The 12,449-nt window shown below is 31.6% G+C and carries 10 protein-coding genes and 1 CRISPR repeat array; all 10 genes read right to left on the reverse strand.

Annotated elements, in window-relative coordinates:
* Positions 1-2: 2 nt before the first annotated feature.
* A complete protein-coding gene (locus tag SYO3AOP1_RS00090; protein WP_012458761.1) occupies positions 3-611 on the reverse strand; it encodes a segregation/condensation protein A in 609 nt (202 codons plus the stop codon).
* On the reverse strand, positions 589-1,566 hold the full coding sequence (gene lpxK, locus SYO3AOP1_RS00095) for a tetraacyldisaccharide 4'-kinase (protein WP_012458762.1): 978 nt from the start codon (positions 1,564-1,566) through the stop codon (positions 589-591). The genes SYO3AOP1_RS00090 and lpxK overlap by 23 nt, the downstream gene beginning before the upstream one ends.
* The gene (locus SYO3AOP1_RS00100; RefSeq protein ID WP_012458763.1) at positions 1,556-2,536 is read right to left on the reverse strand and encodes a ribonuclease Z; all 981 of its coding nucleotides are present in this window, start codon (positions 2,534-2,536) and stop codon (positions 1,556-1,558) included. Before SYO3AOP1_RS00100 ends, lpxK begins: the two co-directional genes overlap by 11 nt.
* Before the next feature lie 3 nt (positions 2,537-2,539).
* The gene (locus SYO3AOP1_RS00105; RefSeq protein WP_012458764.1) at positions 2,540-3,202 is read right to left on the reverse strand and encodes an MjaI family restriction endonuclease; all 663 of its coding nucleotides are present in this window, start codon (positions 3,200-3,202) and stop codon (positions 2,540-2,542) included.
* Positions 3,195-4,433, reverse strand: coding sequence for a DNA methyltransferase (locus tag SYO3AOP1_RS00110; protein WP_012458765.1), 1,239 nt, complete (start codon positions 4,431-4,433; stop codon positions 3,195-3,197). Before SYO3AOP1_RS00110 ends, SYO3AOP1_RS00105 begins: the two co-directional genes overlap by 8 nt.
* The gene (fbp, locus tag SYO3AOP1_RS00115) at positions 4,426-5,397 is read right to left on the reverse strand and encodes a class 1 fructose-bisphosphatase (RefSeq protein WP_012458766.1); all 972 of its coding nucleotides are present in this window, start codon (positions 5,395-5,397) and stop codon (positions 4,426-4,428) included. Before fbp ends, SYO3AOP1_RS00110 begins: the two co-directional genes overlap by 8 nt.
* Entirely contained in the window at positions 5,385-5,909 is a 525-nt protein-coding gene (locus SYO3AOP1_RS00120) for a hypothetical protein (protein WP_012458767.1), read from the reverse strand. The genes fbp and SYO3AOP1_RS00120 overlap by 13 nt, the downstream gene beginning before the upstream one ends.
* A complete protein-coding gene (locus SYO3AOP1_RS00125) occupies positions 5,910-7,328 on the reverse strand; it encodes a class II fructose-bisphosphate aldolase (protein WP_012458768.1) in 1,419 nt (472 codons plus the stop codon). It lies immediately after the preceding gene.
* 285 nt (positions 7,329-7,613) lie between these two features.
* Positions 7,614-8,947: direct repeats of the CRISPR family, unit length 29 nt; unit sequence CTTTATAACCCACACGGTTCAGATGTAAC.
* Between the two features lie 654 nt (positions 8,948-9,601).
* Positions 9,602-10,900, reverse strand: a complete 1,299-nt coding sequence (locus SYO3AOP1_RS00130) for an amidohydrolase (RefSeq protein WP_012458769.1) — start codon at positions 10,898-10,900, stop codon at positions 9,602-9,604.
* On the reverse strand, positions 10,900-12,447 hold the full coding sequence (locus SYO3AOP1_RS00135; RefSeq protein WP_012458770.1) for an ATP-binding protein: 1,548 nt from the start codon (positions 12,445-12,447) through the stop codon (positions 10,900-10,902). Before SYO3AOP1_RS00135 ends, SYO3AOP1_RS00130 begins: the two co-directional genes overlap by 1 nt.
* Between the last annotated feature and the right edge of the window lie 2 nt (positions 12,448-12,449).

Genomic DNA, 12,449 nt, shown 5'->3' on the forward strand with positions numbered 1-12,449 from the left:
GATTATACCATAATAGGCTCTATATATATTTCTCCAAAATGTTCTTCCTGGTAAAGATTTATCTTATTGTCGTAATTTAAAAATAGCAGTGCTATAAATGCTTGAGTTTTATCCGGATAGTTAAATTCTGAAAATTTTATAACTTGTAGGACTTCTTTAAGATAGTCTTCTATAAATTTTATCGCTTCTTCTAGTGAAGCTTTGTGTAGTTGATAATCAAATTTTTTTATTTTTTTAGCTGAATTTCTTTCTCTTTTTTGCGAAGGGCTTCTTTTTGATGGTGAGTAATCTACCGGTGGTTGTGTATACTCTTTTAAAATCATTGCAAGTTCTTCTATTGTATAAAATCTTTTTATTCCAAAAAGACGTTTTCTTGATGTTTTATCTTCATTCTCTTCTTCATCTTCAATTTTTAAGCTTTCTGCTTTCATCTTCAGAAGTAATGCTGCAACGATTAGGACTTTTGATACAGTTTGAAAATCCGGAATGTACATTTTTTTAACTTCTTCTAAATACTTTTCAGCTAAAACAGTAATATCTATATTCCAAGGGTCTATCTCTCCTTTTAAAACAAGCTTTAAGATTATATCAATCGGATTTTGCTCTTGCATGAATTCTCTCCATCATGAACTTGTAAAACTCCTCAGGTATTAATATTTCATAACTAACAGCATAGACATTTTTTTGGTTTATTTTTACCAAATCTTTTTCGGTTGTTATATAAGTTTTATTTAGGTCAAACTTAAAGTTTTTATAGTCAAAATGGTCTGGAAGGTTTATAAACTCTTCTACTATAAAATCATACTGTTTTGACAAAGACTTTACTAAATTAAAAAACTGTAGATTGTTTCCAAGTCCTGATATAACAGACACTTTTTTTCCTTTCAAGAATGAAAAATCTATTTTGTTATTATCCAAGTCTATTAACCCATCGAATCTTTCTTGTGTAATAAAAAACGGCTTTCCAAATTCTTTAAGTTTATCAATGACATCGGCTTGTCCTTTATATCTTGTAATCAAAAAAACATCAGCATACTTGTAAAAGCTCTTTGGTTCTCTAAGATTTCCAACCGGTAGAATTTTATCCTTCCAAAATGGCTTACCTGCGTCTACAACAAGTATATTAAAATCTCTAAAAAGTTGAAAGTGCTGAAATCCATCGTCAAGGATAAAAAAATCATAATCTTTAATCTTTAAAGCATACATTCCTGATTTATACCTGTCTTTTCCTACGAAAACATCCATTCCTTTTTTAACCATTAAAAACGGCTCATCTCCGCAGCTTTTAGCGTTTAGAGTATTATCACATTTAATGATTTCTTCTTTTGATTTTCTTTTGTACCCTCTTGACAAAACTGCAACTTTAAAGCCTTGATTTTGTAAGTATTTGCTTATGGATATGGCAATCGGAGTCTTTCCTGTGCCACCAACTGAAAGATTTCCAACAGATATAACAGGCTTTGGCAGTCTTTTTTTCTTTATTATATTTTTTTCATATAAAAACCTTCTTAATGATGCTAACGTCCAATAGATGGCTGACAATGGATATAGTAGATTACGAAACATTTGGAAAGTATTTTCTGATTTCTTCTAATACTATATCTTTATTTTTTCCGTATCTTCTTGAAAAATGAAAAACGATTAAGTTTTTAACATTTGCAAGGTTTGCGATTTCTGCCGTTTGCGTTGTCGTTAAATGATAAACTTTGCTTGCCTGTTCTTTATCTCTTTCTAAAAAGACCGATTCACAGTATAAATAATCTGAATCTTTAACAAGGTTTACTATTTTTTCTTTATTTTCTTGGCTGTAAACTACATCAGTAATGTAGGAAATTTTTATGCCTTTTTGAGCATAGCTGTACTCTTCTTTTAAATATTCGTAAGGATATTCTTTATCTAAGATTTTAAAGGTTTTGCCTTGATTTTCTGGATTTTCAAGCCACTGTTTAAAAAACCCTATCTCTTTTCCTTTTAATGGTAATTCTTGGATTTTTTCTTTTTTTAGAAAAAGTCTGTCTTTATACTCAAAAGCATATCCCATGACCTTGATTTTATGGTCTAAAACTGCATACCTAACTCTATAATGGCTATTTTCATAGATTATATCACTATCAGCCTCTTCCTCTTTTATAAAGTCATTTGCGAATTTTTTCTTTATGTCAAATTCATAATATTGATAAAGGTTATCTTTTAAACATTTAACTTTGAATATTATCTGTGGTTCAAGGTCAACAAGATTCCAAGTATAGCCCTGTAATTTACAAAAAACATTGTAAGATAAAGGGTCTATTCCAAACATTTCAACAGTTTGTGGTCTTCCAAGCTTGCTTCGAAGTAAAAAATCAAATCCAATAAAATGGTCCATATGTGTATGCGTAATAAAGATTTTATTTATCTTTTTGATTAGATCTCTATCAAGCTTATAAATATTTCCAACATCAAAAAGTATAAAGTCTTGTAATTCAGGAATTTCTATAACTATTCCCGGGTCTTCGTATTTTTCATTTATAAGATAATGTTTTATTCTACTGGACATGGTTTAGCTCAATCTTTCTATTTCTTTTTTTATATCTTCAATAACTTCTTTATTCCAAATTTCTTTTTTGCCTGCTTCGTTTTTTACAGAAAAAACTATAAAAACATCTCCACCGAATTTTTCTTTAAACTTCTTGTGCGATTTTTCTAACCAATCTTTCCACTTATGAATTTCCGGTGTTTGATTGTACGATATAGGTTTTATCTGAATTCCGATATACTTATCTTTCACTTGGATATAAAAATCAACATTATATAACCTATCCCAATTATCCGGTGCAGGAATTAACTTTACTCCAAGTTCTTTTTCTAAAATGCTATAAATTGTATTAATTTCTGTTTGATATCCTTCAAAGGTTCTGTTAATGACTAAATTTTTAATATAAACAATACAATCTTCCTCAGATACTTCTTCTATTTCTTTTTTTAAGACCTCTGATATTTTTGTATATAATTTTTTTCCTAAATCTTCTAAATACTCATCTGGCTTGATATAAATTTTCTTTCTCTCTAAGAATTTTTTTAATTTATCCTTATAGCAAATCTCCCATTCTTCTATTTTCTTTGGGGAGCATTCTCTTATCCATTCAGACACAGGTCCTACGCTATTTTTTTTATTTAAACCCCATCTGTTTGTCGCTATGTTTAGAATCCATTCTTTACTCATTAATAAGTTCCTTTTCAAGTTTTAAGAATTTTTCCTTTAAACTAAAATCTATTTCCGTGTCTGTTTTTGCCATACCTGATTTAATCATGTAAGCATTAATAAATATTTTATTTTTTAAATACACGTAAGCATAAACCATATTTTCATTCAAGATAGGGTTTTTATCAAATTTTAGTAAAACTTCTTTTTTTAGAACATGACTTTTAAGATATTCTAAGGATTTTTCTTTATCTAATATTTTTACACCTAACAGCTTTACATTAAGTCCTGTGTTAAGCTTTATAGTATCTTCACTAAGTATGTCAATAACCTTATAGGTAGAATCTTTTTTAAAATTTAGTTTTTTCGGGTCTATCTCCGGCTTTGCGTCTTGGATTGAAGGCGTATAATCTATTGGTTTAACTTCTGTTTTTGTTTCTCGTTTTATAACATCAATTTTTGTGAATAGAATATCTTTAAACGAGATTTTTTGCTTTATGATATCTAAAAATTTTTCGTTTATTTCATATCCTATTGCATTTCTTTGTAGAAGATTGGCTACTTTTAAGGTAGTTCCACTTCCTACAAAAGGGTCTAAAACCGTTTCTCCAACAAAAGAAAACATTTTTATAAGTCTCTTTGGTAGCTCTTCTGGAAACATAGCTTCATGATTTATCTGCTTTTCACCGCCAAATTTCCAATGTCCTGAAAAATATTCTTTCCATTCTTCTTTTGTAAGCTTTGATTTTTCTTTTATATCTTTTGCTATTTTTTCTTTACCGCCCGGTTTTTTAAAAATTAATATATATTCGTAATCTATTTCTATCAATCCGTTTGGTGGGTATGGATAAGACCCCATTACAACGGCTCCGCCTGTTGTGTTCATAGTTGTTTTTTTCTGCCAAATAATACTGCCCATGTAATCAAATCCTATTTTTTCACACTGGCTGATGATTTCTGAATGAATGGGGATAACTTTATACCTTCCATAAATTACAGACCTTGCAAATTGGTCTCCTACGTTGATACATAATCTTCTGCCCGGTTTTAGTACTCTAAAACACTCTAGCCAAACCCTGTATAAATCTTTAAGATAATCGTGCAATGTTTGACCATAACCTATTTGGTTTTCAACGCCGTAATCTTTTATATGCCAATATGGTGGTGAAGTAATTATTAGACTTATACTTTCGTCTTCAACTTCTTCCATGCTTCTGCTATCTGCAACGTATAGCTTTATCCAATTATCCATTTTTTAACATACTCTTTAATTTTTCCATCTCATATTTTCCACCTAAGAAAACAGGTACTCTTTGATGTATGTCTGTTGGCTTGATGTTTAATATATCTTCCTTTCCTGTCGTTGCTATTCCGCCGGCTTGGACTGTTAAAAATGCCATAGGTGATGCTTCGTATAAAAGTCTTAGCTTTCCGTTTTTATTTTTTACATCCGCCGGATAAGCAAAAATTCCACCTTTTATTAACGTTCTGTGAACGTCTGCAACCATAGACCCGATGTATCTTGATGTGTAGCCTTCATCTTTTAGACTTTCTATGTACTCTTTTAATCCTGCATCAATCCATTTTTTATCGTTGGATTCATTGATTGAGTAAATCTTTCCTTTTTCTGGTATTTTCATATTTGGATGAGAAAGTAGATACATACCAACCGCCGGGTCTAATGTAAAGCCATTAACGCCATTTCCTGTTGATAAAACAAGCATTGTAGAAGACCCATAGATTACATATCCGGCCGCAACCTGCTTGTATCCTTCCTGTAAGAAATCTGAAACATCGGAATTTACTCTTCTATGAATAGAGAAAATTGTTCCTATGCTGATGTTTACATCAATGTTAGAGGAGCCATCAAGCGGGTCAAAAGCTATCACGTATTTAGCATCTTTTCCTTCTTCTGGGAAGATTGGCTCGTCAAGTTCTTCAGAAGCTAAGGCGAAAAATTCACCTGACTGTGAGAGGTATTGAATAAGCAGATTGTTTGAAAGCTCGTCAAGCTTTTGAACTTCTTCGCCTTGAATGTTTTTTTTGCCCGCCATTCCAAGAATATCAGCCAATCCTGCCATTCTTACATGAGAAGCAATAACTTTTGTAGCTGATTCTATCGCAACCAATGCACGGGATAAAGACCCTGTTGCATTCGGATAAAGTCTTTCTTGTTCTAAAATAAAACTATTTAAATCCATACCTATTTTTGCCATTTTAATTCCTCCGCTTCTTTTTTATACTCTTTAAGCTTTGGTATAAATCTTCTATCTTTTATGTTTTGATATACATAATGAAAGTCTAAAGCACTGTAATAAGATTTAACAATCATTCTAACAAGTTCACAAACTAAGTCATCACCTTCTACGCAGAATTTCATCATATCTAAAATCAAGTCTTCAAGAGATAGGACGTTTAAAATCTCTTCTCCGTCAACCTCTATTTGATTTAACATTCCGGTTATTAGATGAAAATCTTTACTTACTTCTATAGTAATATCATCTTTTAGCCAAAGGTCGCCAAATTTTTTATATCCAAGATTGGATAAAACTTTTTCAAGAAAAATTACATCCGGATGAAGAAGTGAAATCATATTGGCAGGATACATTCCCTGGGTATAAACAGATAAAGCAAACTTACCAACTATTACAGGGCGAGTTTTTTCTCCCGCCCTTTTATACTCTCTGTAAATCTCTTTTATGGCTTGTATCTGTTTGTCTAAACTCAATTAATCTGCTCCGGCTTCAAGCTTAATCTCTTGTGCTTTTTGTTGAACGTCCTTTGTAGAACCTTTAACGTAGCTTTTTTTAACAAGTTTTATGTATTTGTCTGTGTACTGCTTTGTGTCAAACACTTTTAATTTTTCAAATAAGAATTCAAACTTTTTCTCTATTGCATCAAGAATTTCTTCTTTGTTTTCTAAAGTCCACCATTGATATTTAAACGGTCCAAATCCTCTTTTTCTTGATTTGTATAAGAATTGTTCTCTTGTCATTCCTTCTTTCCATTCATCTTTAAAGTTTTCTTCGATGAATTTGTATATCTCTTCTTTAAACTTTTCTGGTGCAAGGTCAAACATGATGTTTTGAAATCCCGTTGCTAAATGTATTTCAGAGCAGTTGTTTTCTGGGAATTTATCAAACAGCTCCTCCGGTAATGTAGAAGCTCCGTGTTGAACCGTTCCTGAAAGTCCGTATTTCTTTCTTGCAACTTCTCCAATATCTCTTAATACATTAAAGTCAAGTTTTACTTTTGCAACCGTACCATCCGGAAGTGGAATACCTCCGTGCTCTGTTCCCGTTTGGACAGAGATTTTAGATATACCCGGCTTTTTATTTAATGTCTCTAAATATCCTTCCATAAACGCCTCAAATTCTTCTACAGTAGAGTTTTTACCGCCAATATGTCCAATCTCTGCACCAATGGATACGTTTATTCCTTCCGGCTCTATCTCTCTAATATAGTCTGTCATTTTCGCAGTGTTTAAGTAGTTATGATATTGCTGTTCTTTTAAAGTTTTTTTTGAGTAGTCAACCAACGTTGATGGGTCTATATCTATATTGTAAAATCCTGCATCTATTGCTTCTTTTGTTAATTCTTTGATAGCGTTTAATTCTCTTTCTGGATTTTCAAAGTATTTTTTAGCACTAAATTGGAAGTGGTCTCCTTGTATGAATACAGGTCCTTTGTACCCTTCTTTTATAGCTGCAGCTAATACGCATGCTGCATACTCAGAAGGTCTTTGATATGTGTATTCAATTTCAGATTTAGCAATCTCAAAAATCATCGCACCGATATTATTTTTTATTCCAACTTTAAACATTCTTCTTGCAACGTCGTAAGTCATCCCTCTAATGTTTACTGCCGGTGTTGTAAAGTTTCTTGTTTCTCCTCTTCCCATTGCCATGTATAAATCATGTATGGAAGATGCAACAGCTCCAAACTCATTTGCTATTTCTCTGATAATGTATTTAACTTCTTCTTTTAAATTGTAATCTTTTGAAAAAACCGCCGTGTAAATAAGGTCATCAATAACTGTTTCTCTTAATTTTTTTTCATCTAAAATTTTTATGCCGGAATCTGAAATCTCAACAACTCCATTTAAAACTTCTTTAACTTGGTCTAAATTAGAAAGAATATTTGCCATAATACCCTCCTTTAATGGTTTAATTCAAAAATATTATAACATTGCAGATAAGAAGTGAGTAAATCGGAAAATGAAAAGATTTGTTAGTTTTGATTGATTTTTGGGAGTTGTCATAAGAAGAGAAAATAGAGATCTTGGTCAAGATGGTAATCTAAGCTATTTGATTTTTTATAATTCACACGGTTCAGATGGAACGCAAAACGTGAGAAGTGAAACGATACACGTGAAACAATATTTAAATTACTTTAGATCTAACGTCTCACATCTCACCTCTCACGTCTCACTTTAAATAACCCACACGGTTCAGATGTAACAGAATTAAGACTTGGTCTGATGAGAATTTCTATGAACTTTATAACCCACACGGTTCAGATGTAACAGAATTAAGACTTGGTCTGATGAGAATTTCTATGAACTTTATAACCCACACGGTTCAGATGTAACAGAATTAAGACTTGGTCTGATGAGAATTTCTATGAACTTTATAACCCACACGGTTCAGATGTAACTGATATTGATAAATTTGTATCTAATCTTAAGCAAGACTTTATAACCCACACGGTTCAGATGTAACGGTTCCTGTTAAATTCTTTATATAAAAGATTTTAGCCTTTATAACCCACACGGTTCAGATGTAACTAAAATTGAATATGAAAATTAAAAATTGCATAAAAACTTTATAACCCACACGGTTCAGATGTAACGGTTCCTGTTAAATTCTTTATATAAAAGATTTTAGCCTTTATAACCCACACGGTTCAGATGTAACTTGGAGTAGTTCTTGTCGTTATAATCTTTTTACAGAGACTTTATAACCCACACGGTTCAGATGTAACCCCAAAGAGCACAAAAAGTTTTTGCAGTTTTTGCAGCTTTATAACCCACACGGTTCAGATGTAACTCGGCTATGATTTCTAAAGCAGAGACTAAAAGAGCAACTTTATAACCCACACGGTTCAGATGTAACTTGTTGGAACTGCACCAGTTCATACTACTATTCCTACCTTTATAACCCACACGGTTCAGATGTAACTGACCCGACTAAAGTCCAAGCATCGGATATAATCGGCTTTATAACCCACACGGTTCAGATGTAACTTATGGCTTTTTATGATTGTTTTATGATTGCATTACTTTATAACCCACACGGTTCAGATGTAACATATAAAATTTATAATGTAAAAAATTGAATAAGAAAACTTTATAACCCACACGGTTCAGATGTAACTTGCTTTCAAAAGATAAAAGAGATTTTGTAGATTTACTTTATAACCCACACGGTTCAGATGTAACCTAATAATAGACTAACAGTTGCTAATGCTTATGATGCTTTATAACCCACACGGTTCAGATGTAACCTAATAATAGACTAACAGTTGCTAATGCTTATGATGCTTTATAACCCACACGGTTCAGATGTAACCTAATAATAGACTAACAGTTGCTAATGCTTATGATGCTTTATAACCCACACGGTTCAGATGTAACAATAAAATTTATATGGTAAAATAATTTAAAATAAAACTTTATAACCCACACGGTTCAGATGTAACTTAATTTTTTATGGTTTTTATTATGATTACATTTTTACTTTATAACCCACACGGTTCAGATGTAACCCGTTAAATCTTAACTCAACAATCATATCGCGAAAACCTTATTCAATTGCCAATGTGTAAAACATTATACCAAATTTTTAAGAAATCGGCAAGTTGAAGTTTTTTTCCACAAACCTCGATATACAGAAAATATATTATTATATTTTATCCTCCAACTTCCCATCACAAGCCGATTTCCAAAAACCCCAAACTCAGAAAGGGGCGGAAAATATCACTCCTTAACTTCCCGATCTGAAAAAATTATAAAATAAAAAATTATAAATTCTCAAAAACTTAAAAATTAAAAAATTCAAAATCAAAAAGTTTAATTCAACAAATACTTACAACTTCTTTTCAAAAAATCCCTTTCAAACCATTACTACACAAGCTTAAATCAAACATCAAAAAATAAAATCACATTATCAATACCTTAGCTCTACTGACTGTTAAATCATCTCACCAAGCCATCACTCAATCAAACAAAAATTACTAAGATATTGATTAACTTATCTCTAACTTTTCACGTCTCACGTTTCACGTTCTCACGTAAAATAAGCTTGTGCGGGCTAACCTATTCAATTGCCAAGGTACAGATAAAAAATTAAAAAACTAACATAAATATACAAAAAAATTTTTAACCTGTCAAGTAGAAAATTTAAAACAGCTTCTTAATATTTAACTTAAAATTTTTTCCTTCCACTTTTTAGCTATTGATAGCACTCTTTCTTTTTCAACAGTTAAAACTTCCTTGTTTTTAACTACAACTTTTCCATTTATTAATACAGTATCAACATCACTGCCTCTTGATGAATAGACTATCTGTATGTATGGGTCAAAAAGTGGCTGTAAGTGTGGTTGATTTATATCAATTATTACTAAATCTGCATACTTACCAACTTCTATACTTCCTATTTTTTTGTCTAATCTAACTGCTTTTGCTGCATCTCTTGTTGCCATTGCTAAAACTTGCTTTGCAGGTAAAACTGTTGGATTTAAGTTATATCCTTTGTGTAATTTTGCAGCAGTAGAAAGCTCACCAATAATATCAAGGTCATCGTTTGAAGCTGTTCCATCAGTTCCAAAAGAAACAATAACTCCTTTTTCTAACATTTTTGGAACAGGTGCAATTCCTGATGCTAATTTTAAATTACTCTCTGGGCAGTGGGCAATCTTTACATTTTTTTCTGCCAATAGTTCAATTTCTTCATCTGTCGGATGAACCATATGAGCTGCTAAAACTCTATCATTTAAAACCCCGATATTGTTTAGATGTTTTACAGGTGTATCTCCATATCTGTTTTTAATATCTTCAACTTCATGTAAAGTTTCTGCAACGTGTATGTGATATACAACGTCATAATCTACTGCAACCTGCATGGATTTTTGTAGCGTTGAAGGGCTGCACGTGTAAGGTGCATGTGGTCCTATTGCTGGATATATAAACTCATCATTTTTATATTCTCTTATAAAATCTATGGTTTTTTGGATTCCTTCGTCTGGTGTTTTTGCTCCGGGGGTAGGAAAGTCAAGAATTCCGGTGGTCAATACAGCTCTCATATGTGCGGATTTTACAGCATCAGCAACTGCATTTTCGTAAAAATACATATCAACAAAACATGTGATACCATTTCTTAACATCTCATAACATGCTATATCTGTACCATCTTTTACAAACTCATAACTAACAAACTTTCCTTCAACTGGCCAAATATACTGTTCAAGCCACACTTTTAAAGGATTATCGCTTCCATATCCTCTAAGCAGAGTCATTGCTGCATGGGTATGTGTGTTTATAAATCCGGGTAGTACAATATTTCCATTAGCATCAATTACTTCTCTACTTTTTAAATTCTCTTTGTTTTCTCCTACTTCTGCAATTTTTCCATCTTTTATGGCAATGTATCCATTTTTATATTCTGTAAAGTTTTCATCCATTGTTAATACCCAAGCATTTTTAATTACTAAATCAAACATCAATCTGCCTCCTGTATTTTTTTATAATCAAAATCCACTATGTTTCTATCCTTTTTACTAAACTCAATTCCAATTAAATAAACTTCTTCAAACTTACCTAAATACTTTTCATAATATCTTTTCTCTTCAATCTGTTTTAAAGCTGTCTTTTCTGGCTTGTCTTCTACTACTTTGAACTCTATGATATACACTTTGTTATTGTATATAACTGTTAAATCTATTTTGCCTTTGTTTGTGGTATCCTCTGCGATTATTTCAAATCCTGCTCCACTAAATAGAGCATAGACGATTGATGCATAAAAGCCTTCGTAGTTTTCTAAATCATTCTTTCTATACCAATCATATGGTATGCTTGCAAAGAATCTGTATAAGATGTCTTTTAGTTTATCTATTTGGTTGTCTCTTAAAGCTTTTTCTAACTCATTTTCTGTTTTATCTTTTAAACTACGGTCAGGAACAAAATGTAGCAAAAAGAAATTATTTAAACTTACTTTTACTTCATAGTTTGGATATGAGAGTGTATAAACTTCTCTGTATAGTCTTCTTTTTACATCTTTTATAGTCAGATATCCTGCTTGAAATAAAACATTTTCTACATATAAATCATCAATATCAAGATTGGATAAAAGCTCTTCGCCTACTTCTAAGTTTTCTAATTCTGGTAAATAATAATTGTACTGTTTAAAAAGTTTGATTAAAAATGTAGGTGTTCCTGATTCAAACCAATAAGGTCTAAATATTTTCTTATCAAAAAGCAGTAAAATATCAAAAGGATTGTAAACCTTCTCTCCAAGCCAGCTGTAGCCGTTATACCATTTTCTTACTTCTTCTTTATCAAAATCTACTATCCTATCTGCAAATACTGTTTCTAAATCTGTTTGTGTATATCCGCAGATAGTAGCAAAGTTTGGGTCTAATGTAATATCGTTTAACTGGTTTAATCCACTGAAAATAGATACTTTAGAAAATCTTGATACTCCTGTTAAGAATGCAAGCTTGATGTATGGGTCTGATTTTTTCAGTGCTGAATAAAGGTCTTTTAATATTTCTCTATTTTCTTTTGCATACCCTATGTTTTCTATTGCATCTAAGATTGGCTTGTCATACTCATCTACTAAAACTACCACTTGCTGGTTATATTTCTTATACAGAGCATAAATAAGCTCACTGAGTTTACCGCTAAATGTCTGAAAAGTAATCTCAACGTCAAACTCTCTCTGTAGACTAATAAACATTTCTGTTAGTTTGATTTTTAAATCTTCCTGTGTCTTAACATTTCCTTCTGTAAAATCAATTTTTATAACCGGATGCTTTTTATTCCAATCCCACTTATCATAGATGTACAAGCCTTCAAATAACTCTTTATTTCCCGAGAATGCTTCTTTGACTGTATCTAAAAATAGAGATTTCCCAAATCTTCTTGGTCTGCTAAGAAAATAATATCCACCTTGTTCTAATTTCTTAATGAAAGGTGTTTTATCTACATAGTAGCAGTTTTCATTTATAATCTTTTCAAAAGTTTGAATGCCTATTGGTAGTTTTTTCATCA

Origin of the sequence: Sulfurihydrogenibium sp. YO3AOP1 (assembly GCF_000020325.1) — a bacterium.
GTDB lineage: Bacteria > Aquificota > Aquificia > Aquificales > Hydrogenothermaceae > Sulfurihydrogenibium.

What these genes read in the sequence shown, in the direction of transcription:
- SYO3AOP1_RS00105 (WP_012458764.1), bottom strand. Translation starts at nt 3,202, where the DNA reads ATGAGTAAAGAATGGATTCTAAACATAGCGACAAACAGATGGGGTTTA.
- lpxK (WP_012458762.1), bottom strand. Translation starts at nt 1,566, where the DNA reads ATGTTTCGTAATCTACTATATCCATTGTCAGCCATCTATTGGACGTTA.
- SYO3AOP1_RS00110 (WP_012458765.1), bottom strand. Translation starts at nt 4,433, where the DNA reads ATGGATAATTGGATAAAGCTATACGTTGCAGATAGCAGAAGCATGGAA.
- SYO3AOP1_RS00135 (WP_012458770.1), bottom strand. Translation starts at nt 12,447, where the DNA reads ATGAAAAAACTACCAATAGGCATTCAAACTTTTGAAAAGATTATAAAT.
- fbp (WP_012458766.1), bottom strand. Translation starts at nt 5,397, where the DNA reads ATGGCAAAAATAGGTATGGATTTAAATAGTTTTATTTTAGAACAAGAA.
- SYO3AOP1_RS00100 (WP_012458763.1), bottom strand. Translation starts at nt 2,536, where the DNA reads ATGTCCAGTAGAATAAAACATTATCTTATAAATGAAAAATACGAAGAC.
- SYO3AOP1_RS00130 (WP_012458769.1), bottom strand. Translation starts at nt 10,900, where the DNA reads ATGTTTGATTTAGTAATTAAAAATGCTTGGGTATTAACAATGGATGAA.
- SYO3AOP1_RS00090 (WP_012458761.1), bottom strand. Translation starts at nt 611, where the DNA reads ATGCAAGAGCAAAATCCGATTGATATAATCTTAAAGCTTGTTTTAAAA.
- SYO3AOP1_RS00125 (WP_012458768.1), bottom strand. Translation starts at nt 7,328, where the DNA reads ATGGCAAATATTCTTTCTAATTTAGACCAAGTTAAAGAAGTTTTAAAT.